Below are 24,266 nucleotides of genomic sequence, written 5' to 3' on the forward strand. Positions count from 1 at the left end.
ACGGAGCGGGTCCGAACAGCCGGGGTCAATAGCAGATATCGATGGTGGATGCGACAGTGATACCGACATTGGAACAGCGGATCGCCGACCTGACGGCGCCGTCCGCGCGCAGCAATGTTCCGCCGTTCATGGTGATGGACGTGATGGCTGCGGCCGAGCGGATCGAGGCGGGCGGTGGACATGTCATCCACATGGAGGTCGGCCAACCGGCGGCGCCTGCGCCACGAGCGGCCATTGCGGCCGCGCATGCCGCGCTCGATCAGGCCCGCATCGACTACACCTCGGCGCTCGGTCTGCTGTCGCTGCGACAGCGAATCGCGCGGCACTATCGTGAGACGCACGCTTGCGAGGTCGATCCGGCGCGGATCGTGATCACGACGGGATCCTCGGCCGGATTCATCCTGGCGTTCCTGGCCATGTTCGAGCCCGGCGACCGCGTGGCCGTGACCGTGCCGGGCTATCCGCCCTATCGCCATATCCTGACGGCGCTGGGCTGCGAGCCGGTGCTGATCGAGACCACGGCGGAGAACCGTCACGCCCTGACCGGCGAAGCGCTGCTCGCCGCGCACCGCAAGACGCCGCTGAAGGGTGTGCTGGTGGCAAGTCCCGCCAATCCGACCGGCACCATGATGTCGCGTGAGGCGCTGGGCGGTGTCATCGCAGCCGCACGCGACGCCGGCATCCGCTTCATCTCCGACGAGATCTATCATGGTCTGGACTACGCGTTTCCGGCGGTGACGGCGGCGGAGCTGTCGCGCGAGGCCCTGATCATCAACTCGTTCTCGAAGTACTTCTGCATGACGGGCTGGCGCATCGGCTGGATGGTGGTGCCAGATGCGCTGGTGCGGCCGATCGAGCGTCTGCAACAGAACCTCGCGATCTCGGTTCCGACCCTGTCGCAGATCGCGGCGGAGGCGGCGTTCGACGGCCGGACTGAAATGGAGGCCATCAAGCACGGTTACCAGGAGAACCGGCGCATCCTGATCGAGGGTTTCCCGAAGGCCGGCCTGACCCGGTTCCTGCCGACCGACGGCGCCTTCTACCTCTATGCCGACGTGTCCGACTTCACCTCCGACAGTTTCGACTTCGCCAAGCGGATGCTGGAGGAGACCCATGTGGCGGCCACGCCGGGCGTCGACTTCGATCCGATCCACGGCCGCAGCTTCGTGCGCTTTTCCTATGCGCGTTCGGCCGAGGACATGCGTGAGGCGGTGGCCCGGATCGCGCGCTGGTTAGGCTAGGGCGCGGGTGAGGTCGGTTGTGCCCCCTTCGTCGTCATTGAAGGGCATGAGTGGCTTTGACGGTGCCAGCCTCATCACTTGGCCAGCAACGCTGGCGGCCGTGAAGCCGGCCCTCGTTCCGGGCATGGCGTTCGTGTTCTCGATCGACATGTTCATGCACGAGCCGCGTGCACTGACCAACATCACCGGCAACGGCATCGCCGCCGTGTTCGTCTCGTGGCGCGAAGACGAACTCGACCATGATCTCCTGCAGTGACGGCTCAATCAGCAGATCGATCCGTCGGATGTCGAGGCGGCCGTGACGACCGGCTGAGCGGCCTCCGCTCGTCACGGCCAAGAACGATCGCCATACGAAGAACGCCATATGAAAAACGCCCGGCCAATCTGGCCGGGCGTTTTGCATTGAAGCGTCGGAGAGCGGGCGCTTACTGCCCGCCACCGAAACGGCGGGACCACCAGCCGGCCCGGCGCGGCGCCGCAGGGGACGAGGAATCGGTGGCCGCCGGCTCGGAGGCAACCGGTCCGGACGCCGCGACGTCGACAGCCGGAGTGGGTGCGCTGCTCTCGGCGACGTTGACGGCTGAAACCGCGCCCTCCGGCCTCGGCTCGGTGAGGAAGCTGACCTTCTCGCGAACCGTCGAACGGCGTGGGGTCTTCTCGGATTCCGTTTTCGGAGCCTCGGCCTGCTGCACTTCGGGTTGTCCCGGAGCAGCCTGTGGCATGGGCACGGAGGCGCCAGCGACGGGCTCATCGGCCTCGGTTGCGGCCGACGCATGGACTGGCGCCGCGGGTTCTGCCGGCTCTTCCTCGTCGTGGTGGGAAGCGCCATTGCCGTCGAAATCGGCCACGGCGGCTTCTGCCTCCGATGCCGAAGCCGGCGCGAGCTCGTCGCCGATCGACGCGGCGAGGCCTTCTTCCGCGCCACCGCGCCGACGACGACCGCCGCGGCGTCCACGCCGGCGCGGACGCCGCTCGCCGCCAGGCTGATCCGTCTGCTCGCCTTGTGCGAACGCAGGCTGTTCCTCCGACTCGTCGTCTTCGCCGTCGGTGTCCTCGGCTGACTGCTCGGCGGCAGAGCCCGGCTCGGCGGGCTGCAGTCCGGCCGTGCCTTCTGGGAGCGCGCCCTCGCGGGCCTCGCTGCCGCGGCCACGCCGTCGCCGTCGCCGCTTGCGGCGCGCGCCGTCCCGCTCGCCTTCGGCTGCGCTGCCGTCGGCTGCGTCCTCGGACAGGCCTTCGGTCTCCTCGGTCTCGACCTCGGATTCCGTCTCGATGTCGAACGGTTCTTCCTCGTCGTAGATTTCCTCGGCCGCCAGCGGCGGGGCAGAGGCCTGCGCGGCGAGCAGCGCCTTGGCGGCCTCGAGCGTGTGCACCTGCTCGCCCCGATCGATGATGAAGGATTGCTGGCCGCTCACGCTCGGATCGGCGATGACGGCGAGCGAGACCTTGAAGCTGTTCTCGAGGTCACGCAGATGGCCGCGCTTGTGATTGAGCACGTAGAGCGCCACCTCGGTGCGGGTGCGGACCACGAGATTGTGGGTGGCGCCCTTCATCAGCGTCTCTTCGAGGCTGCGCAGCAGTTGCAGCGCCACCGAGGACACCGAGCGCACGTGACCGGTGCCGCCGCAATGCGCGCACGGCTCGGTCGAGCTTTCGAGCACGCTGGCCCGGATGCGCTGCCGCGACATCTCCAGAAGGCCGAAATGCGAGATCCGGCCGACCTGGATGCGCGCGCGATCCTGCCGCAGGCAGTCCGACAGCTTGCGTTCGACGGAGCGGTTGTTGCGCTTCTCGTCCATGTCGATGAAGTCGATGACGATCAGCCCGGCCAGGTCACGCAAACGGAGCTGCCGCGCCACTTCCTCGGCCGCCTCCATATTGGTCTTGAGCGCTGTGTCCTCGATGTGATGCTCGCGCGTGGCGCGGCCGGAGTTCACGTCGATCGAGACCAGCGCCTCGGTCTGGTTGAGCACGATATAGCCGCCCGAGCGCAGCTGCACGGTCGGCGAGAACATCGCGTCGAGCTGGCTCTCGACGCCCATCCGGGAGAACAGCGGCTGGCCGTCGCGATACTGCTTCACCGCCCGGACATTGGTCGGCATCAGCATCTTCATGAAATCGTGCGCCTCGCGGTAGCCGTCTTCGCCGGCCACGAGGATCTCGTCGATCTCCTTGTTGTAGAGGTCGCGCAGCGAGCGCTTGATCAGCGAGCCTTCCTCATACACGAGGGTCGGGGCCTGCGACTTCAGGGTCATGTCGCGGACCGTTTCCCAGAGACGCAGCAGATATTCGAAGTCGCGCTTGATCTCGGGCTTGGTGCGGTTGGCGCCGGCGGTGCGCAGGATCACGCCCATGCCCTCGGGCACGTCGAGGTCCTGCACCACTTCCTTCAGGCGCGAGCGGTCCTGTGCCGAGGTGATCTTGCGGCTGATGCCGCCGCCGCGCGCCGTGTTGGGCATCAGCACGGCATAGCGGCCGGCCAGCGACAGATAGGTCGTCAGCGCCGCGCCCTTGTTGCCGCGCTCCTCCTTCACGACCTGCACCAGCATCACCTGGCGGCGCTTGATGACTTCCTGGATCTTGTACTGCCGGCGCGGACGGAAGGTGCGCTCCGGCACTTCCTCCAGCACGTCATCGCCGCCGACGGATTCGACGAGCTCTTCCTCGATCTCCTCGCCGTCGTCCTCGTCGTCCTCATGGTCGCCGGACGCGGTGTCGGAGCCGTTCTCGTCGCCGGGCACGATGGTGACGCCGTGATCAGCATGTTCGCCCACGGCAGCGACGTCATCGTCGTCGTGCTCATCGTGATCATGCTCATGATGGTCGTATTCGTGATGTTCGTGCTCATCATGCTCGTGCTCGCCGTCATGATGCTCGTCGTGACCGTGGTGCTCATGGTCATGCTCGTCGTCGTGCTCGTCTGCCGCGACAGCCGGGCTGGCCGCCTCGGCAGCGTGCGAGCCGCCGGTCTGTGCGCTCGCGGCCTCCGCAGCTTCGCCGGAGGGCTGCTCGGCAGCAGCGTCATGGTCCTGCGCGGCGACGGCATCAGGCTGACGGTCGGCATGCTCGCGCGATTCGTCGGCTGCGTCCTGCCGAGCTTCGCCCGAGGCGTCCCGACCTTGAGCCTCGACCGGGCCTTCGGAGAAGCCCTGCGCCTCGCCGGGAGCGGTCGCGTCGGCGTGCGGCTGATCGTCCTGCGCATAGGCGTGGTGGTCTTGCGCCTCGTGGTCGGCCTCGTGCCCTTCGGTCGGGGCAGGGAGGCCCGCCTCGGCGGCCTCGACGATCTCGCTCTGGACCCGTTCGCCGCTGCCGCGGCGCCGTGAACTGCGGTGCCGGTTGCGGCGGCGGTTGGAGCGGTTCTCGCTTTCCTCTTCGGCTTCGCGGTGCGCGCGCTCCTCGGCCTCGATCAGAGCCTGCCGGTCGGCGACCGGGATCTGATAGTAGTCCGGATGGATTTCGCTGAAGGCCAGGAAGCCGTGGCGGTTGCCGCCATACTCGACGAAGGCGGCCTGCAGCGAGGGCTCGACCCGGGTAACCTTGGCCAGGTAGATGTTGCCGCGGAGCTGCTTGCGTTGGGCCGTTTCGAAATCAAATTCCTCGACGCGGTTGCCGCGGACGACAACGACCCGGGTCTCTTCCGGGTGGGTAGCATCGATCAACATCTTGTTGGGCATATTGGAACTCTTGGAGGCGACGGGCGCGATTGGCCGCGAGCGCGTGGCGCGCTGTCGGATGACGCGACGGTCCACCTGATTCGGGGGTGAGGGGAAGGCCTAAACGCAGCTGGTCGCGCCGCGCCAACCCTGATGCCGGCGGGGCGATTGGCCGGACGGGGGTCTGGCCCCGCATCGGCGCGGATCGTCCGCTGGTCATGGTTGGCAACTCAGTCTGGCGCATCAAGCGTCGGCCCGTCTGGAATATGTGGGCGGCAGCGGGTGCCGCCTTCTCTGTTGCCGAAGGCCAGATTGCGCCGAAACGCTTGCCTGGATCGAATACCCACCCTGTCACGGGTGCGGTATCAGGCTATACCGTGTCTGACCTGGTGCCCGGGCGGTCTCTGCGAGGAGGCGCCCTGACAGGCGCCACTCGGCTCGTGACCGGCTCTCCGTTGCGGCCGCGCGGGATCGCGCAGGCTTTGGTGGAGCGTCGGAAAGGCGCTGGACTCTTCGCAACGACCGAGGACCCGATATCGAGCACCCCGATCACGAAGCTTCCGGCGTTTCACCGGAGGTTGAACGCGACACAACCGGCAGTAAGGATTAGCCTTCAGCCCTTCGTACATACGAGGAATGGTCAGGTCGCGCAAGCGAAGCGTCGCGGAACCGCAACAATCGGTGGCCTTTAACGAAAATGACAAAATTTGGCGGTTAACCCCTGGGATTGGTTGCGGTAAGACGATCCCGCGGAGGCATCGATTTGGCAATTGGCCGGGCGAATTACCTTTCCTTGCTGGGATGCGCGTCGCTGTGCGTCACGCAAATGTTATGTGCGGCGGTCATTCCGGCCCGCGCCCAGAGCGGGCCGGTCGGCCAGGTGCCGCCTGCCGTGGTCGGGCCCGGGTTCCCCATCGCCACCGACGCAAGGGTCGCCGGCGATTCCCGACAGACCCGATTCGTGCTCGATCTCGACCGGACGGTGCCGTTTCGAACCTTCCTGCTCAGCGAACCCTATCGCGTCGTCGTCGACCTGCCCCAGGTCAGCTTTCATCTGCCCACTGGAGCCGGGACCAGCGGCCGTGGTTTGGTGAAGGCATTCCGCTATGGGATGGTGATGCCCGGTGGGTCCCGCATCGTCTTCGATCTCACCGGCCCGGCTCGAATCGCCAACTCCACGGTGCTGGATGCCGCCAACGGTCAGCCGCCGCGGCTGGTGCTTGAGCTGGAGGAGGTCGACGAGGCGACCTTCGCCCGCGCCATCGGCAGCGACAGCCGTCTTGCGCCCAGGCCTGCCGATTCGGGTTCCGCGACGGCGTCGGTCGCGGTCGCAGGAAACCCTGCGCCGGCAGTCCGGCCGCCGCCGACGACGGTCGCCATCGCCCCCCCTCCGACGGATGGTCCGCCGGACACCCGGCCCGTGGTCGTGATCGACCCCGGTCATGGTGGTATCGACTACGGCACCCAGGGCGGCGAGGTGCCGGAGAAGAATCTGGTGCTCGCCTTCGGCCAGGCGCTGCGCGACCGGCTGGAACGGTCGGGCAAGTTCCGCGTGATCATGACTCGCGACGACGACACCTTCATCCCGCTTGGAGACCGGGTCCGCATCGCCCAGAAGCAGTCGGCGGCTCTGTTCGTCTCCATCCACGCCGATGCGCTGCCGCGAGGTGAGGGCACTGCGCAGGGCGCGACCATCTATACGCTGTCGGACAAGGCGTCCGACGTCGAGGCGGAACGGCTGGCCGAGGCCGAGAACCGGGCCGACCAGATCGGCGGGGTCAATCTGACCGAGGAGCCGGCTGACGTCGCCGACATCCTGATCGATCTGGCCCGCCGGGAAACCCGCACGTTTTCCAACAGGTTCGCCCGTGTGCTGATGAACGACATGAAGACGGCGGTGCATATGCATAAGCGCCCGCTGAAATCGGCCGGTTTCCGCGTGCTCAAGGCGCCCGACGTGCCATCCGTGCTGGTCGAACTCGGCTATGTCTCCAATAAGGGCGATATGGGGAACCTGGTCTCCGACGCATGGCGGTCGCGTACGGCGGACGCAATGGCGCGGGCGATCGATGCCTTTCTGGCCAAGCGCATCGCCAACGCGGGCCCCGAGAGGCCGGACAAGCCGGCGGCGGTGCGCGCAAAGCCCTAGTTTGGCCACAGCAACATCCGTATAAACGTGCTGCGAGGCACCCGGAATCAGTGAGGATTCCTTCTCGGCAGACTTGTGATAGGCTTGACCGCTGATAGGCTTGACCATGCGTTTCTCTGGCATGGGTCACGCGGCATTGCAGCCGACCGTGTGATTTTTGGCGGTAGCGCCTGTGGGTGCGCCGCGTCCGAGCCGAGAGACGAAACAAGAGTTGGAACGGATATTCGCCGATGCGCTTTCTGGTGCGGTTTTTGGGCTTCCTGTTCGCGGCCGGTACCGTCTTGTTCCTGGTCGGTGTGGCAGCAGCGGCCGGCCTGATCTGGCATTTTTCCAAGGACCTGCCTGACTACTCCCAGTTGCAGGATTATGAGCCGCCGGTGATGACGCGCGTGCACGCGGTCGACGGCTCGCTGGTCGGTGAATATGCCCGGGAGCGCCGGCTGTACCTGCCGATCCAGGCGGTTCCCAAGCTCGTGATCAACGCCTTCCTCGCCGCCGAGGACAAGAACTTCTACGAGCATGGCGGCATCGATTTCACCGGCATGGCGCGCGCCGCCGTGGTCTACGCGCAGAACTTCGGCTCGAATCGCCGTCCGCAGGGCGCCTCGACCATCACCCAGCAGGTCGCCAAGAACTTCCTGTTGACCAACGAGGTGTCGTTCGCCCGCAAGATCAAGGAAGCGCTGCTGGCGATGCGCATCGAGCGCACCTACTCAAAGGACAAGATTCTCGAGCTCTATCTCAACGAGATCTATCTCGGCTCCGGCGCCTACGGCATCGCTGCGGCGTCGCTGGTCTATTTCGACAAGTCGGTGAACGAGCTCACCGTGGCGGAGGCGTCCTATCTCGCCGCGCTGCCGAAGATGCCGGGCAGCCTGCATCCGATCCGCAATCGCGACCGCGCCATCGAGCGCCGCAACTACGTCGTCGATCGTCTGCTTGAGAACGGCTGGATCAAGCAGGCCGACGCCGACAAGGCGCGCAAGGATCCGCTGACGATCGCGAGCCGCAACACCGGCGCCCACATCTTTGCGGGTGAATATTTCGCCGAGGAAGTTCGCCGCGACATCTTCGAACGTTATGGCGAGAAGAAACTCTACGAAGGCGGCCTGTCCGTCCGGACGACGCTCGATCCGAAGATTCAGGTCATGGCGCGCAAGGCCATGGTCGCCGGACTCGTGAGGTACGACCAGGAGCAGGGCTATCGCGGGCCTGTCTCCAAGCTCGATACTTCGGGCGATTGGGGGGTGAAGCTCGCCGACATCAAATCGCTCTCGGACATCTCACCGTGGCGGATGGCCGTGGTGCTCGAGACCAGTGACCAGTCCGCCCGCATCGGCTTCCAGCCGCCGCGCGAACTCGGCGGCGCCGTCAGCAAGGAACGCCAGACTGGCCTGATCACGCTTGACGGCGTGAAATGGGCGCGGGCTGCGACGGCCAACGGCCGTGGCAAGGTGCCGACGTCGGTCGCCCAGGTGCTGCAGCCGGGCGACGTGATCTATGCCGATCCGCTGTACAAGGAAGGCAATCCGGTCGAAGGCCAGTATCGCCTCGAGCAACTGCCCGAAGTGTCCGGCGCGATGGTTGCCATGGATCCGAACACTGGCCGTGTGCTCGCGATGGTCGGCGGCTTCTCCTTCGACCAGAGCCAGTTCAACCGCGCAACGCAGGCCTACCGGCAGCCCGGATCGTCATTCAAGCCGATCGTCTATTCTTCGGCGCTCGACAACGGCTATACGCCGTCGACCCAGGTCGTCGACGCACCAATCGAGATCGACCAGGGGCAGGGCGGGCAGGTCTGGCGCCCCGACAACTTCTCCAACGGCAAATATCTCGGGCCAACGACCTTGCGCAACGCGCTGCGTCTGTCGCTGAACACGGTGACCGTGCGTCTCGCGCAGGACGTCGGCATGCCGTTGATTTCCGAATACGCCAAGCGGTTCGGAGTCTATGACGAGCTGCCGAATTACCTCTCCTACGCCCTCGGCGCCGGCGAAACCACGGCCATGCGCATGGTCACGGCCTATTCGATGATCGCCAATGGCGGCCGTCGGGTGAAGCCGACCTTGATCGACCGCATCCAGGACCGCTACGGCCACACCATCTTCAAGCATGATGCCCGCGAGTGCCGCGGCTGCGACGCACCGGACGGCTGGAAGAACCAGAGCGAGCCGCAGCTGGTCGACCGCCGGGAGCAGGTTCTGGATACGATGACGGCCTACCAGATCACCTCGATGCTCGAGGGCGTGGTGCAGGCGGGCACGGCGACCGTGCTGAAGGAGGTCGGCAAGCCGATCGCCGGCAAGACCGGCACCACCAACGAGGCCAAGGACGCATGGTTCGTCGGCTTCTCGCCGGACCTCGCCGTCGCCATCTACATGGGTTACGACAAGCCCCGGCCGCTCGGTAGGGGTAATGCTGCGACCGGCGGTCATCTGGCCGCGCCGATCGCAAAAGACTTCATGAAGCTCGCGCTGGCCGACAAGCCGGCCACGCCCTTCAAGATCCCGGCCGGCATCAAGCTGGTCCGTGTCGATGCCAAGACTGGCATGCGCGCGAGCCCTGGCGACGGCGGCCGCACGATCATGGAAGCGTTCAAACCTGGTACGGCGCCGCCGGACAACTACTCGGTCATCGGTGTCGCCGACGCCGATGGACGCGTGATGCCGTCGCAGAGCGGCGGCCAGCCTGATGCTGGCAGCTTCATCATCCGTCCAGGCACGGGAAGCCTCTATTAGGCATTGGGCCGGCTGAAACTGATGCCGGTGCGGTGCAGAGCGATTGCGCTTTGCGCCGAGCGCCGTTACATCCCCTGTGACAGACGATGCTGCGGCGCTTCGAGCCGTGGCCTGAAGAGAGCGACATGCGCGCGGAAATCGAGAAAATCGTAGAAGAGATCAAGCAGTCGGTCGGGCTGCTGAGGAGGCATCTTTGACGTCGAGACATCGACGGCAAGGCTGGCCGAGCTGAACAAGCTCGCCGAAGACCCCAATCTCTGGAACGACCCCCAAAAAGCTCAGCGGCTGATGCAGGAGCGGACCTCGCTGGAGGATTCGCTCACCGGCATTGGCAAGGTCGAACGTGAGCTCAGCGACAATATCGAGATGATCGAGCTTGGCGAGGCCGAGAACGATCCCGGTGTCGTCACCGAAGCCGAGAATGCGCTGAAGGAGCTGAAGAAGGAGGTCGCGCGGCGCGAGCTCGAGGCGCTCCTGTCCGGCGAGGCCGACAAGTTCGACACCTATCTCGAGGTCCATGCCGGCGCCGGCGGCACCGAGAGCCAGGACTGGGCGCAGATGCTGCTGCGCATGTACGCCCGATGGGCCGAGAAGCACGGTTTCAAGATCGAGTATCTCGAAGAATCGTTGGGCGAAGAGGCCGGCATCAAGTCGGCGACCATCCAGATCTCCGGGCATAATGCCTATGGTTGGCTGAAGACTGAAGCTGGCGTGCATCGCTTGGTCCGAATCTCTCCGTTCGATTCGAATGCACGCCGCCACACCTCGTTCTCTTCGGTGCAGATCTTCCCGGTCATCGACGACAGCATCAAGATCGACATCAAGGAGTCCGATGTCCGCGTCGACACCATGCGGTCCGGTGGCGCCGGCGGCCAGCACGTCAACAAGACCGAATCGGCGGTCCGGCTGACGCACATCCCAACCGGCGTTGCGGTGGTCTGTCAGGCTGGCCGGTCACAGCACAAGAACCGCGCCCAGGCCTGGGACATGCTGCGCGCACGTCTCTATGAGATCGAGCTGAAGAAGCGCGAGGAGAAAGCGGCGGCCGACCAGGCGGCCAAGACCGAGATCGGTTGGGGCCACCAGATCCGCTCCTACGTGCTGCAGCCGTATCAGATGGTGAAGGATCTGCGCACGGGCGTGCAGACGTCCGACACCGCCGGCGTGCTCGATGGCGATCTCGACGAGTTCATGGCGGCGACGCTGGCGCAGCGCGCGTTCGGCACGACGCCAGGCGCTGCGATCGAGGACGTCGATTGAGCGTGGCGCGCGTTGCCTTCATCGGGCTCGGGCGCATGGGCCATGGTATGGCCGGTCGTTATCTCGACGCAGGCTATTCCGTGGCGGTCTGGAATCGCAGCCGGGCGAAGGCGGAGGATCTGATCGCGCGCGGCGCGCGCTGGTCGACCTCGCCAGCTGATGCGGCAATCGATGCCGATGCGGTCGTGACGATGGTGGCTGATGACGACGCCTCGCGCGCGGTTTGGCTCGGGCCGGATGGCGCCGCGGCCACCATGCGGGTCGGCACGATCGCGATCGAATGCTCGACCGTATCGCGCGATCATGCGCTGCGTCTGTCGCGCGAGCTGGATGCGCGCGGCGTGACCTATCTCGACTGCCCGGTGACCGGGCTGCCCGACGCGGCCGCGAGCGGCAAGCTGACCTTGCTGGTCGGTGCCGACGCTGCCGATCTCGACCGCGCGCAGCCGTATCTGGCGCCGATCGGCTCGACCATTCGCCATTTCGGGCCCGTGGGCGCCGGGACAGTCTACAAGCTGATCAACAACCTGCTTGGCGCGATGCAGATCGCAGGTCTTGCGGAGGGGCTCGCAATCGCCGAGCAGGCCGGCCTCGACATGAAGCTCGTGTTGGAGGCGATCCAGAGCGGCGTCGCGGCGAGCCCCCAGGTTCTGCGCCACGCGCCGCGCATGATCGCGCGCAACTTCGCCGATGCAAGCTTCACCGCGGCGCTCCGTCACAAGGATGCAGCCTATGCGCTGCAGCTCGCCGAGCAGCTACTTGATGAGCGTCCCATCATGGCCCAGGCAGCCGTCGATGCTTATGCGCGAGCGAAGGCGGCGATGCCGGATGAGGACGAAGGCCGCATGATCGAGCTGGTGTCGCGGCCGAGATCCATGCCGTAGGCACACCAGCGGAAAGCGGGTGGACGGCGCGAGGCTTCGCCTGCAAGGCTCGCGCGGATGAAACAGCGGTTTGCGGCGATGACATCCCAGATCGAGAGCATGGACGCGCGGGACTGGTCGCTGCTCTGCCTGCTCTCGCTGCTGTGGAGCGGATCGTTCATCTTCAACGGCCTCGCCTTGAAGGAACTGCCCCCGCTGACGCTGGTGCTGCTGCGCATCGTGCTGGCGGCGGCGATTCTGCTGCCGGTGGCGCGACTGCGCGGGCTCGGCTTTCCCAAGGGGGTTGTCGGCTGGCTGCCGTTCCTTGCCGTGGCGCTGTTCAACAATGTCGTGCCGTTCTGCCTGATCGTGATCGGCCAGACGTTCATCACCTCCGGCCTTGCTGCCGTCCTCAATGCGACGACGCCGCTGTTCACAATCGTGGTGATGGCCGCCGCGGGAGAGGAAAGGCTGTCGGCCCGGCGGGCAGCGGGTCTGGTCGTCGGCCTCGTCGGGGTCGTGATCCTGCGGGGCGGACCGGGGCTCGGCGGCTCGGCAGGCGGCTACGGCATTCTGTTCGGTCTTGGCGCGTCGCTCAGCTACGGCATCGCCGCGCTGCTGGTGCGCCGCCATCTCGCCCATTCGCCGCCGCTTGCAACCGCCACCTTCCAGCTCTCGGCGTCCAGCGTGATGATGCTGATGGTCGCCGGCGCGGTCGACCAGCCCTGGCGTCTCCCGCTTCCCGGACTGCAGACCTGGGTCGCGGTCATAAGCCTTGCGGCGCTGTCGACGGCGTTCGCCTATATCGTGTTCTTCCAAATCCTGCGCCGCTCCGGGGCGACCAACGTGATGCTGGTGACGTTGTTGATCCCGTTGACGACAATCCTGCTCGGGTCGCTGGTGCTCGGCGAAAGCATCTCGTTGGGAGAGATCAGCGGCGCGCTGGTGATCGGGAGTGCGCTGCTGGTGATCGACGGTCGCATCTTCAGCGTCATTCGCCCTTCACCGCGACCGTCCTGCTGAACTGCACGCGCACCATCACTTCGTGCCGAACATCCGATCGCCGGCGTCGCCCAGACCGGGCACGATGTAGGCGTGGTCATTCAGCTTCTCGTCGATCGCCGCGGTCCAGATCGGGATGTCCGGATGCTCCTTCTCGAACTTGGCGATGCCTTCCGGTGCCGCCAGCAGGCAGACGAAACGGATGTCGCGGGCGCCGCGCGTCTTGAGCAGCTCGGCAGCCGCGCAGGCGGAGTTGCCGGTCGCGAGCATCGGGTCCATCAGGATCACCGTGCGGTCGCTCAGGTCCTGCGGCGCCTTGAAGTAGTACTCGATGGCCTGCAGCGTGTTGGGATCGCGGTAGAGTCCGATATGGGCGATGCGCGCGGACGGCATCAGCGCCAGCATGCCGTCGAGGAAGCCGACGCCGGCGCGCAGGATTGGCGCAAGCGTCAGCTTCTTGCCGGCGATCTTCGGCGCCTTCATCGGCGCGATCGGCGTTTCGATGTCGACCAGCTCGAGCGGCAGGTCGCGCGTGACCTCGTAGGCTAGCAGCATGCCGATCTCGTTCAACAGCTCACGGAAGCCCTTGGTCGAGCGGTCACGCTCGCGCATCAAGGAGAGCTTGTGCTGGACCAGCGGGTGATCGACGACGTGAACGCTCGTGTTTGCCATGATTCAAGTCCAGCAGGATCGCAGGTTCTGTGGGAGATGGATGCGTGCCAGGCTCATGGCAGCACCTCGCGGCGGTCGGCGAGCATCGTCTCCGCCTGGCTGCGGCGCTCGGAGAGGAGCCCGGCGCTGACGTCCTGGATCAGGTTGAGCAGCACCTGCGCATCGCTGAGCCGCGGCACGGTCACGTAGTCGGCGCCGGCAGCGTAGAGGTCGTTGACGTCGGCGAGCAGGTCGGCGGTCGCGATGATCTTGGCCGTTGCATTGATGCTGCGGACATGGCGCACCAGCTTTTCGTTATTGGCACCCTTGAGCAGCGAATCCGGGATGCTCAGGATGATCAGCTCGGCCTGGCCCACCCCCGCATGAATCAGCGTGTCGACGTTGCTGATGTCGCCATAGGTCACCTGGATGCCGCGATCGGACAAGGTTCGGAAGACGACGGGGTTGAAATCGACCACGCCGATCTGCTCCAGCAGCGCTGGCTCGTTGCGCTCGATCTCGCTGAGCAGCGCGCTTGCCGTGCGGAAGAATCCGAGGAGAACGATCGGCCGTCCGGCGCCGTGTCCGCCCTCATGTCCGGCCTCGCCATCCTTGCTTGCATCGAGGTCGCGCAGACCGATCCGCTTGAGCAGCGGGATACTTCGCCGCGCGATCGGATCGGAGCGTACGATGACGAAGGTCGAGAGCACGGCGAGCAGCACGAAAGCAAAGGACGCTGCGCTCGACGTGCCGTTCTTGAGGTGCCCGGCGGCGGCGCCGGTCTGGATCACCACCAGCGAGAATTCGCTGATCTGGGCGAGGTTGAGCGCCGGCAGCAGGCTGGCACGCAGGCCCTGCCGCATCATGTAGAGCGGCGTGAACGTCGTGAGCAGCCGGCTCGCCACCGTGAACAGCGCGATCACGAGCGCCAGCCCCACCACGGACATCGTCGGGATCGGGATCGTCATGCCGAGCGCGACGAAGAACAGCGTGATGAAGAAATCGCGCAACGTCGTGACCTTGGCGGTGACGTCGAGCGCGTAGGGGAAGGTCGACAGCGAGACGCCCGCGACCAGCGAGCCCATCTCGCGCGACAGGTGCAGCCTTTCAGCGATCTCGCCGATCAGGAAGCACCAGGCCAGCGCGCCGAGCAGGATCAGCTCCGGAGTACGCGCGATGCGATGGAACACCGGCGGCAAGACGTAGCGGCTGAGGAGCAGGGCGATCGCGACCAGTGTGCCGGCGCGGGCGAACGACAGCAGGATCACGCTGACATGGAGGTCGTCGAGGCTCGGCTGCACCGCCAGGAACAGGATCGCGAACACGTCCTGCAGCACGAGCACGCCGAGCGTGATGCGGCCGGGCAGGGTGTCGAGCTCGCGCTTCTCGTACAGCACCTTGACGATGATGACGGTCGAGGACAGCGCGCAGGCGACGCAGAGATAGAGTGCGTCGTAGCTCTCGGCGCCCATCCGCATGCCGATCGCGACGAAGAACAGGATGCCGAGCGCGGCACCCCCGAGCAGTTGGACCCCACCGGCGATCAGAATCACCGGGCCGGCACGGATGATCTTCTTGAGGTCGATCTCGAGCCCGATCATGAACAGCATGAAGATCAGGCCGAGCTCGGAGATCACCGAAATCGACTCCTGGGACTTGACCCAGCCGGTGCCGAAGGGGCCAATGGCGAAGCCCGCGACCAGATAAGCGAGAATCGAGGGCTGGCGCCATCTATGTGCCGCCAGTCCAAGCACCCACGCAAACAGGATGCAGAGCGTGATGTCGCCGATCAGTTCATGCATGAAGCAACCCCCAAGGCGGCAATTTATGTCGCGCCGCCGCGCAAGGAAACCCGCAATCTGTCACATCCGGACCGGCGCATTCGCGCTGCTGCTCATCGCAGCTGTTGCGGCCGGCGCGGCGCAGGCCGCCGACGACGTGACCACCGCTTTCGCGAGCTCGCTGACGCCAGTTCCGGCGGAGCCGGTCACGGTCACGGGCGCCGTCTATGTCCCCGTCTATTCCAGCGTTGCGATGACCCCGGGCCGGGTCCAGGCCGATTTCTCGGTGACGCTGAGCATCCACAACGCCTCCGAGCAGCGGCCGCTGATCGTCCGGCGCATCAACTATTACGATACGGCCGGCACGCTGGTGGAGGCGCATCTGCGCGAGCCCGTCGCCTTGAGGCCGTTCGCGACCGTCGAGGTCTTCGTGCCCATCAAGGACACCCGCGGCGGCACCGGCGCCAATTTCGTCATCGACTGGGCCGCGACCGGTGAGATCGCCGAGCCCGTCGTCGAGGCGCTGATGGTCGGCGGCATCGGCGCCGGCTATTACGCCTTCATCAGTCAGGGCCGCCCGATCCGGCTGACCGGGCGGTGAGCGCGGGGCGGCTCAGGCCGCCCGCACGTTGCCGAGGAATCGGTCGACCTCCTGCCGCAGCCGGTCGCTCTCCCGCGACAGCGACTGCGCCGCCGACAGCACGTTGCCCGAAGCAGAGCCGGTCTGCGAGGCGCCGCGCTGGACGTCGACGATGTTGGTGTTGACCTCGGTGGTGCCGCGCGACGCTTCCTGGATGTTGCGCGAGATCTCCTGCGTCGCCGCGCCCTGCTGCTCGACGGCGGCGGCGATGGTCGAGGAGATTTCCGACAGCCGCTCGATCGTCGTGCTGATCTCGCGGATCGCCGACACCGATTCCTGTGTCGCTGCCTGGATGCCCGAGATCTGCTGGGCGATCTCACCGGTGGCCTTCGAGGTCTGCTCGGCGAGCGCCTTGACCTCGGACGCGACCACGGCGAAGCCGCGGCCGGCATCGCCGGCGCGCGCCGCCTCGATGGTGGCGTTCAGCGCCAGCAGGTTGGTCTGGCCGGCGATGGTGTTGATCAGCTCGACCACGTCGCCGATCCTCGCGGCTGCCTTCGAGAGCTCGTTGACGCGGTCGTTGGTGGTGCGCGCCTGATCGACGGCGCCGTTGGCGATGCGCGCCGATTCCTGCACCTGGCGGCTGATCTCGGTCACCGACGAGGTCAGTTCCTCGGTGGCCGAGGCGACCGACTGCACGTTCGTCGCGGCCTGCTCGGACGCGGCGGCCACGGTGGTGGCGAGCTCCTGCGAGCGCGTCGCGGTCGAGGTCAGCGTGCCGGCGGACGTCTCGAGCTGCGACGAGGCCGAGGACACCGTCTGCACGATGCCGCCGATCGCGCTTTCGAATTCGCTGGCGAGCTTGTTCATTCCGGCCTTGCGCTTGACCTCGGCCGAGTGCTGCACGGCCTTCACTTCCTCGCTGTTGAAACGGACGATCGCCTGCACGGTCTGCAGGTTGCGCAGCGCCTCGCCGAGCTCGTCGTCGCGCTCCACCGGAATGCGGTTGTCGAGCTTGCCGGCGGTGATGTTCTGCATGGCGTCGTTGAGCACCTTGAGCGGCCGCAGCACCGCGCGGATGCTCTGCAGGCTGAACGTAGCGCCGATTCCGATACCGGCCAGGATCATCACAGAAATGATCGCGAGCACCACCAGATATTGTCTCTCGGCCTCCTCGTAGAGCGCCTTGCCTTCCTTCACCTGGATCTGAACGAGCTTGTCGAGCTCGTGCTTGGCGGCCTCGAACAGATCATGCCCCTTGGTGGCGATATGCTGGCTCGCCTCGTCGAACTTGCCCTGCTCGAGCAGAGCCAATCCCGGCCTGATGCCTTCCTCCAGATAGGCCTTGCGCTTGATCGCGAAGGCATCGGCGACGATCTTCTCCTCCGGCGTCAGGTAGCTCGCCATGTAGTCGGCCCAGACCTTGGTGATCCTGGCGCTGTTTCCGTCCACCAGCGCCCTGATGCCGTCGATCGGTTTTCCGGCCTTGCCGTTCGCCGCCGCAGACTGTTGCGACGACATGTTCTGCAAGGTGCGATCGTTGATCTCGAGCAATTGCGCCAGCGGGATCGTGCGATCCTCGTACAGCGACTTCATGGCGACGTTGGTGGAGCGGGTCGACAGCAGGCCGGCCGCGCCGATGATCAGCATGAACACGCCCAGCACCGCGGCCAAGGTCGTCAGGCGCGCCCTGAGCGTACCCGTGAAGAGCGACAGGCGGTCGAACACCGAGCGGCGGCGGATGACGCCCGCGCTGATCGCGTAGCCCTGCGCCTTGTTCTGATTCAACAGCCCGTAGACCTTCTCGGCCTCGGCGCGCTGCTCGGCCGGCAGCTTGGTGCGGATGGAGGTGTAGCCCGTGATCCGGCCGTTCTCGCGGATGGGGGATGCGCTCGCCAGTACCCAGTAGAAGTCACCGTTCTTGCGGCGGTTCTTGACGGCGCCGGCCCACGGCTTGCCTTGCTTCAGCGTGTCCCAGAGATTGGCGAATGCGGCCTCCGGCATGTCGGGGTGGCGGATGATGTTGTGCGGCTGGCCCATCAGCTCGTCGGGGGTGAAGCCGGCGGCATCGACGAACTGGTCGTTGAAGTAGGTCAGCTTGCCCTTCAGATCGGTGCGCGAGACGATCAGCGTCTCGTCGGTGATCGGGTATTCGTTGTGGGTGACAGGCAGATTTTTGCGCACGGTATGACTCCAAATTGTCCCACCTGCATGCGGACACTGGATGCAGAGTTTCAGATCACCGCCTAGAAGGCGCCGACTCCTTAAAAGTTGCGTAAAACCTAGGCACCGTACGACTACGCACTGCTCATAAAGGTTGCAATTTGTATGGAATGCTCGCTCTCGCGCGCAAGTATGTGATTCAGCGTGCAGAAAGAGCTCCCGCGGCGCGGTGCACCCGGGGTTTTCGGCAGCGCCCCCTCGACGCGAGGGTGCAGGGAATGCCGGGTGAAGGCCTCACCCATGGCCCGCCTGCGAGAAGAATGCAGGCGGCAGGTACCACAGGCAAAGCCGTAACCGGCATTCCCTGCGCGATGGTTTTAACAACTTATACGCGATCTCCCCGGGGACCGGCTTTCTTGCCCCCGTCATCCGCGCCAGCGCATCTGCACCGGCACGAACTTGGCGCCAGCATCGGGGCGCCAGGACCACGCGACTTCATCGTCCGCGACCGCCATGCCCGTCGTGCATCGCAGCCCGCGTCCACCGCATCCCGCCCCAACGTCCGTGACGACGCGTACGCCCCTCGCAGAGAGGGCAGGATGGGGGGATCATACATGATTTCTGGAAAAAAGAAATAACAAAATCGCGTGGGAGAATTCGGATGAGGGAGTTGCTGCCGGGCGTGGTCCTCCCCTTCAGCCGAATGATGGGCACCCGCCCGCGGTGGGGCCGGCCACGTCTTCGTGCTCCCGGCCAAGCGATGATCAGCCGCGTGGACCGTTTCGGCGGTCCGCTTGGCCGTTCTTCACCGGTTCACGCGCCGGGCGGCTCTTCCGTTCGAAAGCCCGCCGCGGCGATGCCGGCGATCGCGCAGGCTTCGTCATTGTCGCCGAGATCGCCGGAGATGCCGACGGCGCCGAGCACCTGCCTGTCCGGTCCGAGCACCAGGACGCCGCCGGGCGAGGCGACGAGGCGGCCGCCGGTCGTGGCTGATAGCATCGTGAAGAATGTCGGCATGTTGCCGGCGCGACGGCTCAGCTCGCGTGATCCGAAGCCCATGCCGAGCGAGCCGAAGGCCTTGCCGAAGGCGATGTCGAAGCGGACGATGCCGGCGCCGTCCTCGCGCTGATAGGCGATCAGGTGTCCGCCTGGATCGAGCACGGCGACCGCAAGCGGCGCGAGGTTCTTCGCACGCGCTTCGCGCAGCGCGGCGTCGATGATGATCACTGCGTCGGCGAGCATCAGCATGATGTGCGGTTCCTCATTCAATCTGCGATGGTGCCTCAGACGAACATCGCGAGGATGCCGAGAGGGTTCTCGGGCCGCGGAACGCGGAAACTGATCGTCTTCCAGTCCGCAGCGGCCGGCCGTTCCAGGCAGCGATCGAGCCAGCGGTCGACATGGGGCCATGGTGACATGTCGAGCGTGCCGAGCCGGGCCAGCGTCATGACGGCGGCGACATTCAGGTCAGCCACGGTGAAGCGGCCGCTGACGAGATAGGGCCTTTCGGTGAGATGCCGATCGAGGACCGCCAGCGGACGGCCGAGCTTGGTGAGCGCGATCCCGAGCTCGTCGGCATCGCGCTTGTCGGCATCGAACAGGACGCGATTGGCCGCGGCGAGAAGCAGGGGCTTCTCGATCTCGGTCACGACCCAGAAGCTCCACTGGGTGACGAGCGCGTCTTCTTCCAGGGTGGCCGGAGAAAGGTCGCTGCGGTAGCGGCGCGCCAGATGGAGGTTGATCGCGAGCGACTCGAACAGGCGGATCTCGTCGGAGACGAACGCGGGCACGCGTCCGTTGGGATTGATCTTCAGGAAGTCCGGCGTGTGGGTGCTGCCGTCGGTGAAGCCGGTCGGAACGTGCTCGAAGTCGAGCGCGAGCTCCTTCAGCATCCAGGCGCAGCGATGCGCGCGCGAGTGCATCGAGCCGTACAGACGTATCATGGCGTTTCCCCGGTTGTGACAGGCCTGCTGCGAGGCTCTTTGTCATTGGAGTGTTTGTCGTTCGGCGTGAGGCGCTGGCGGATCCGCGGCTGGCGCCTCCGGTGGCCGGACGCGTTAAAGGACGTCGGCGTTTACCCAGATGCCGTGGAAGCCCTCGTGCACCCGGCACGGGAAGCGGATTGTCGCGATGGGGCCGGCCGACAGATTGCGTGCGTCGAGGATGACGAGATCGGTGCGGTTCTCCGCCCGCCGTCCGACGATGCTGAGCAGCCAGCCGTCGCCCTCGGCTGCGTCCGCGCTGCGGGGAACGAAGCATGGCTCCTCTGGCGAGCTCTCGGGGCCGGCGTAGTAGAAGTCGAGCTTGCCCGTCTCCTCGTCGAAATGTCCGAGGCAGGTGAAGGGCGGTCCCTTGGGGCCGAAGGGCAGCATCGGGCCGAGCTTGGGGTTGTTGGTGCCGAACCAGAAGTGCCGGACGCGGGTCATCGCGAAGCGCTGGTCGATGACCGGCATCTCGCCGATGTGTCCGATGAAGCGCGAGATGTCGATGGCGCCAGATGCACTCGACAGATCGATCGTCCAACGTTCGCCGAAGGGCGGCAGCTCCTTGGCCTCGGGATCGTGGATGTCCGGGAACTGGCTGAGCCAGCCGGACTCCGTGACGAACTGGTCGAGCACCAGGCGGCTGCCGTGCTCCCAGGCGTTGAAGGTGTGGGTCTGCATTGCGAGCTTCGGCGCGGTGAACCAGTGGATGCCGGCCACGCCCTGCCGGCGCGGGATCACGGCGACATGGGTCTGCCTGTGGCTGTCCCAATGCCAATAGGGCTCGCCCTTCCTGATGCGATCCCAGTCGCAGACCATCGGGCAGATCACGAAGGCGATGTAGTTGCGTGATACCAGGAAGTCGTGGACCATCGAGCAGTAGGGCGCGGTAAAGCGCTCGGTGCGGGTGAACTCGCCGTCCGGCGCGATGGTGTAGAGCTCGATGTCATTGCTGGCCGTGCCCTCGCAATTATAGGCGAACGCGATGCACTCGCCGGTGAGCGGGTCCATCTTGGGATGGGCGGTGAAGGTGCGGCTCCGGAGCTGGCCGCCGAAATCGGTCTCGCCACGGGTCTCCAGCGTGACCGGATCGAGCTCGTAGGGGCGGCCGGATTCCTTCAGGGCATAGAGCTTGCCATGGTGCCACATCACCGAGGTGTTGGCGGTGTTGGCATCCTCGCCCGCCACCTCGGGTGAATCGGTGAACGGATTGCGATAGGCGCCGAACAGCGCCTTGCGCGCCTGCCGCTCGATCAGGAACTTGCGGGTACGGACGTAGCGCATCGCCAGATCGGCATGACCGTTCTGGATGCGGACCATGTGCACCATGCCGTCGCCGTTGAGGAAGATGTCCTTGCCCAGCAGAGGCGGGTAGGTGTGGTCGGCGCTGTTGCGGTAGTAGACGCCTTCCAGCCCCGCCGGAATGCGGCCGATCACCTCGAGGTCGTGCACCTCGCCTTCGATCCGCACCGGAGCTGCATAGCCGGAGAACACGATATCCTGCGGAAACTCCAGGCCGTTGTGCTGCGTGACGTGTTTGTTCATGGGACTCTCCTTGGGGGCAGGGGGCTCAGGCGGAGCGCAGCATGGCCGGTGATGCGGCGGTGCGTGCCTTGAAGGTCAGCATCAGGACGACGGCGAGCGTGGATATCGTTCCGGCCACGTAGCTCAGGCCGCCGTAGCCCAGGCTCTCCACGATCGCGCCGGCGACGGCGGGTCCCGCGGCCGATACGATCATCATCATCGCCGGTGTCGCCGCGACTGCGCGCCGGCTCGGGTCGATCTGCGACAGCAGTCCGAACAGGAACGTGTGGGTGAAGATCACGATCGAGACGTAGGGGATCGCAAAGGCCGCGTAGGTCGAGAAGCCCTGGGCATTGACGATCACGAAAGCCAGCATGGCCTGCAGCAGCGGGCCGGCAATGCCGATCGCGATCGGCGACAGGCGTCGTTGCAGGGCCGCCGCCAGCGCGCCGGGAAGCAGGTTGATGAAGCCGACGGCGATCAGAACCTTGGTGACGTCGTCCTGCGACAGCCCCTTGTGATGGCCGATGCGCTCCAGGAAGGAGAAAACGAGCGACTGGTTGAAGGCGAGGCAGATCACGACGGCGATGATCAGCCAGGCTCGGCCGGGCATCGCGTGCAGCATCTCGCCGCCGGTCTCGGCGGCGGCGACGGAGCGCGGGAAGCCGAGAGAGGCCAGGAGCGCCGCGACCGCCATGCTGGCTGCGAACACCGCGAACAGCAGGCGCGGGCTGATCGCATGGATCAGGGCCGGCACGGTGGCGAAGAAGGCGACGCTGAAGACGGCGAGCGCGACATTGGCGAGGCCGAACAGGCGGTGCGGATTGTCGGTACGGCCCATCGTGCCGTGCGTCATCGACAAGGCGGCACCGGCTGCGAGGCCCGCGATGGCGTGGATGATCGGCAGAACCCAGAATGGCACCAGCTCTGGCGGCCTGCCGGCGAGATAGCCGAACGCCGCAGCGGCCACGATGAAGCCGCCGACCACGATGCTGCGCGCGTCGAGCCGCGTGAACGATCGCGCGGTCACCAGGCTCGCGAGCACGATGCCCGCCAGGAAGCTGGTGACGGTCGCACCCGCCTGCGCGGGCGACAGACCGTAGAATTCAATGAACGTTCCGACCCAGACCGGCAGCGCCACCAGGTCCAGCATGCCGGCCACGTGGCACGTGGCGAGCACGACTCCACCCGAGCTCGATCGGCTCATGTTTCCCTCCCCGTGAACGGACCAGTCGCGGGGGCCCCTTGGCCCGGGCTTTCGCGCCCTCTGCCGACGCTGGTCCGAGCACACACTAGGTCGAACCCGTGATCCGGCAAAATCGATTGAATTGCGCATCGTCATCGATACGATCGATACCAAGTGACAAGTCCAGGGGAAGGGAGCGCGCTGCGATGCGGCTGGACAGGTTCGATCTCAATCTGCTGGTGGCGCTCGACGCGCTGCTCGACGAGCGCAACGTCACGCGGGCTGCGGATCGCCTCCGGCTCGGTCAATCCGCGACCAGCGCCGCGCTGGCGCGTCTGCGCGAGTTCTTCGAGGACGAGTTGTTGACCCAGGTCGGACGGCAGTTCGAGCTGACGCCGCTCGCCCAGGCGCTGGTCGAGCCGGTCAAGGACACGCTCGTTCGTGCGCGCGCCGCGATCAGCACGAGGCCGGACTTCGATCCCTCGACGATCAGCCGCACGTTCCGAATCTGTGCATCCGACTACGCGACCTATGTGCTGGTGTCGCGAGTGGCGATCGCGCTCGCGCAGCGCGCGAGCGGATTCCAGCTCGAGATCGCGCATCTGCCCAAGCATGTCGAGCAGGTGTTCGGGCTCGGCGACATCGACCTGCTGATATTGCCCGAGCAGTATGCATCACGGATAGCGCATCCGCAGACGCATCTGCTGTCGGACGATCATGTCTGCATGATGTGCCGGGAGCGGCCGTTGCAGCGCGGCAAGCTGTCCGAGGACGATTATTTCGCGGCCGATCACGTCAACGTCCGCCTCGGCGAAGCCGGCTCCTTCTCGTTCGAGGAATTGTTCTTCCCGCGCGCCGGCCGGCCGCGAAGGATTGCCTGTACGGTCGATTCCTACTGCCTGCTGCCCAGGATGTTGTGCGGGACGGACCGGATCGCGACACTGCATCGGCTGCTCGCGCAGGATCTGGCGCTGCATTATCCCGTGAAGTTCGTCGGCTTCCCGTTCGAGATTCCGCGCCTGAACGAGTCCATGATCTGGCCCTCGTTCAGGGATCAGGACCCCAGCCACAAATTCCTGCGCCAGGTGTTCGCCGAATGCGCGGCGCAGATTGCGTCCGAAGGCCGGAGCAGGGCACGCGCGTCGCGCAAATGACCGGATGTTGTCTCGTGCCCGTCGGTCGGCGACCATTCCGACCTGCTGCTCGGCCCGATCGCGGCGAAGGATCTGGCCTTGCGCAAGGCGCTCAAGGATGTGCTGGTGCGGCTCAGCATCGGCCTCGAGGAGCCGGGCGAGTTGGGGGAAGATTTGTCGCGCTTTGTCGACGCGCTCGGCGCGGCGTGAGCCGGCCGGGTCCGGGCGCGGCCGGGCCAGCCATGGGCGGCCTCGGCGGCCGGTATCCCGGAATTGTCCGGTGTCGTGCCCGCCCGGCTGCAATGGTGTTTCGCCGGACCGGATGGTATGGCTCGACACACGCGCGATCGACGCGACCAGCAA

The 24,266-nt window shown here is 65.9% G+C and carries 15 protein-coding genes and 2 pseudogenes; 9 read left to right on the top strand and 8 right to left on the bottom strand.

Annotated elements, in window-relative coordinates; all coding sequences use genetic code 11:
• Positions 1–41 precede the first annotated feature (41 nt).
• Positions 42–1,241, top strand: coding sequence for a pyridoxal phosphate-dependent aminotransferase (locus ACQR03_RS05095; RefSeq protein WP_315712191.1), 1,200 nt, complete (start codon positions 42–44; stop codon positions 1,239–1,241).
• Between the two features lie 40 nt (positions 1,242–1,281).
• A pseudogene (locus tag ACQR03_RS05100) lies at positions 1,282–1,497 on the top strand (dicarboxylate/amino acid:cation symporter); the annotation flags it as partial.
• A 169-nt stretch (positions 1,498–1,666) separates the two neighbouring features.
• Here ACQR03_RS05100 and ACQR03_RS05105 read toward each other — a convergent pair.
• Entirely contained in the window at positions 1,667–4,912 is a 3,246-nt protein-coding gene (locus ACQR03_RS05105) for an Rne/Rng family ribonuclease (protein ID WP_434841010.1), read from the bottom strand.
• 805 nt (positions 4,913–5,717) lie between these two features.
• Here ACQR03_RS05105 and ACQR03_RS05110 point away from each other — a divergent pair.
• From ACQR03_RS05110 to ACQR03_RS05130, 5 genes and pseudogenes are all read left to right on the top strand, one after another.
• On the top strand, positions 5,718–7,040 hold the full coding sequence (locus ACQR03_RS05110) for an N-acetylmuramoyl-L-alanine amidase (protein WP_315751757.1): 1,323 nt from the start codon (positions 5,718–5,720) through the stop codon (positions 7,038–7,040).
• A 230-nt stretch (positions 7,041–7,270) separates the two neighbouring features.
• Positions 7,271–9,778: a penicillin-binding protein 1A gene (locus tag ACQR03_RS05115; protein ID WP_315712186.1), complete on the top strand. Its 2,508-nt coding sequence runs from the start codon at positions 7,271–7,273 to the stop codon at positions 9,776–9,778.
• Between the two features lie 125 nt (positions 9,779–9,903).
• Positions 9,904–11,038 (top strand): peptide chain release factor 2 gene (gene prfB, locus ACQR03_RS05120; protein WP_315712184.1). Its coding sequence is split into 2 segments (ribosomal slippage): positions 9,904–9,972 and positions 9,974–11,038, totalling 1,134 coding nucleotides; the frame shifts between segments, so codons are not numbered across the junction.
• Positions 11,020–11,922, top strand: a pseudogene (locus ACQR03_RS05125) (NAD(P)-dependent oxidoreductase); the annotation flags it as partial. The gene prfB and the pseudogene ACQR03_RS05125, both read left to right, overlap by 19 nt.
• A gap of 78 nt (positions 11,923–12,000) precedes the next feature.
• Positions 12,001–12,924 (top strand): DMT family transporter, encoded by a 924-nt coding sequence (locus ACQR03_RS05130; RefSeq protein ID WP_434841011.1) that lies wholly within the window; start codon positions 12,001–12,003, stop codon positions 12,922–12,924.
• A gap of 15 nt (positions 12,925–12,939) precedes the next feature.
• Here ACQR03_RS05130 and upp read toward each other — a convergent pair whose 3' ends face one another.
• Both upp and ACQR03_RS05140 read right to left on the bottom strand, forming a co-directional pair.
• A complete protein-coding gene (gene upp / locus ACQR03_RS05135; protein ID WP_315751689.1) occupies positions 12,940–13,575 on the bottom strand; it encodes a uracil phosphoribosyltransferase in 636 nt (211 codons plus the stop codon).
• A 53-nt stretch (positions 13,576–13,628) separates the two neighbouring features.
• Entirely contained in the window at positions 13,629–15,356 is a 1,728-nt protein-coding gene (locus tag ACQR03_RS05140; RefSeq protein ID WP_315712180.1) for a cation:proton antiporter, read from the bottom strand.
• Between the two features lie 25 nt (positions 15,357–15,381).
• Here ACQR03_RS05140 and ACQR03_RS05145 point away from each other — a divergent pair, with 25 nt between their 5' ends.
• Positions 15,382–15,936: a DUF3124 domain-containing protein gene (locus ACQR03_RS05145; RefSeq protein ID WP_316184977.1), complete on the top strand. Its 555-nt coding sequence runs from the start codon at positions 15,382–15,384 to the stop codon at positions 15,934–15,936.
• A gap of 12 nt (positions 15,937–15,948) precedes the next feature.
• On the opposite strand, the gene ACQR03_RS05150 is transcribed toward ACQR03_RS05145, so the two are convergent.
• The 5 genes from ACQR03_RS05150 to ACQR03_RS05170 form a co-directional block, all read right to left on the bottom strand.
• Positions 15,949–18,099, bottom strand: coding sequence for a methyl-accepting chemotaxis protein (locus tag ACQR03_RS05150; protein WP_315826870.1), 2,151 nt, complete (start codon positions 18,097–18,099; stop codon positions 15,949–15,951).
• 792 nt (positions 18,100–18,891) lie between these two features.
• A complete protein-coding gene (locus tag ACQR03_RS05155) occupies positions 18,892–19,326 on the bottom strand; it encodes a GlcG/HbpS family heme-binding protein (protein ID WP_315826871.1) in 435 nt (144 codons plus the stop codon).
• Positions 19,327–19,361: 35 nt separating this feature from the next.
• Positions 19,362–20,021: a glutathione S-transferase family protein gene (locus ACQR03_RS05160; protein WP_315751685.1), complete on the bottom strand. Its 660-nt coding sequence runs from the start codon at positions 20,019–20,021 to the stop codon at positions 19,362–19,364.
• A gap of 114 nt (positions 20,022–20,135) precedes the next feature.
• Positions 20,136–21,605: a carotenoid oxygenase family protein gene (locus ACQR03_RS05165; RefSeq protein WP_316202048.1), complete on the bottom strand. Its 1,470-nt coding sequence runs from the start codon at positions 21,603–21,605 to the stop codon at positions 20,136–20,138.
• A gap of 25 nt (positions 21,606–21,630) precedes the next feature.
• Positions 21,631–22,791, bottom strand: coding sequence for an MFS transporter (locus tag ACQR03_RS05170; protein ID WP_434841012.1), 1,161 nt, complete (start codon positions 22,789–22,791; stop codon positions 21,631–21,633).
• A 185-nt stretch (positions 22,792–22,976) separates the two neighbouring features.
• Between ACQR03_RS05170 and ACQR03_RS05175 the strand changes: the two genes are divergently transcribed.
• Positions 22,977–23,924 (top strand): LysR family transcriptional regulator, encoded by a 948-nt coding sequence (locus tag ACQR03_RS05175; RefSeq protein ID WP_316203578.1) that lies wholly within the window; start codon positions 22,977–22,979, stop codon positions 23,922–23,924.
• The last annotated feature ends 342 nt before the right edge of the window (positions 23,925–24,266 follow it).

The organism is Bradyrhizobium sp. HKCCYLS3070, from assembly GCF_051167575.1.
Classification (GTDB): domain Bacteria; phylum Pseudomonadota; class Alphaproteobacteria; order Rhizobiales; family Xanthobacteraceae; genus Bradyrhizobium.

Bases quoted from the DNA above. Each gene is read 5' to 3' on its own strand.
- ACQR03_RS05095 (WP_315712191.1), top strand. From the start codon at position 42: ATGGTGGATGCGACAGTGATACCGACATTGGAACAGCGGATCGCCGAC.
- ACQR03_RS05105 (WP_434841010.1), bottom strand. From the start codon at position 4,912: ATGCCCAACAAGATGTTGATCGATGCTACCCACCCGGAAGAGACCCGG.
- ACQR03_RS05110 (WP_315751757.1), top strand. From the start codon at position 5,718: ATGTTATGTGCGGCGGTCATTCCGGCCCGCGCCCAGAGCGGGCCGGTC.
- ACQR03_RS05115 (WP_315712186.1), top strand. From the start codon at position 7,271: ATGCGCTTTCTGGTGCGGTTTTTGGGCTTCCTGTTCGCGGCCGGTACC.
- ACQR03_RS05130 (WP_434841011.1), top strand. From the start codon at position 12,001: ATGACATCCCAGATCGAGAGCATGGACGCGCGGGACTGGTCGCTGCTC.
- upp (WP_315751689.1), bottom strand. From the start codon at position 13,575: ATGGCAAACACGAGCGTTCACGTCGTCGATCACCCGCTGGTCCAGCAC.
- ACQR03_RS05140 (WP_315712180.1), bottom strand. From the start codon at position 15,356: ATGCATGAACTGATCGGCGACATCACGCTCTGCATCCTGTTTGCGTGG.
- ACQR03_RS05145 (WP_316184977.1), top strand. From the start codon at position 15,382: ATGTCGCGCCGCCGCGCAAGGAAACCCGCAATCTGTCACATCCGGACC.
- ACQR03_RS05155 (WP_315826871.1), bottom strand. From the start codon at position 19,326: ATGCTGATGCTCGCCGACGCAGTGATCATCATCGACGCCGCGCTGCGC.
- ACQR03_RS05160 (WP_315751685.1), bottom strand. From the start codon at position 20,021: ATGATACGTCTGTACGGCTCGATGCACTCGCGCGCGCATCGCTGCGCC.
- ACQR03_RS05165 (WP_316202048.1), bottom strand. From the start codon at position 21,605: ATGAACAAACACGTCACGCAGCACAACGGCCTGGAGTTTCCGCAGGAT.
- ACQR03_RS05170 (WP_434841012.1), bottom strand. From the start codon at position 22,791: ATGAGCCGATCGAGCTCGGGTGGAGTCGTGCTCGCCACGTGCCACGTG.
- ACQR03_RS05175 (WP_316203578.1), top strand. From the start codon at position 22,977: ATGCGGCTGGACAGGTTCGATCTCAATCTGCTGGTGGCGCTCGACGCG.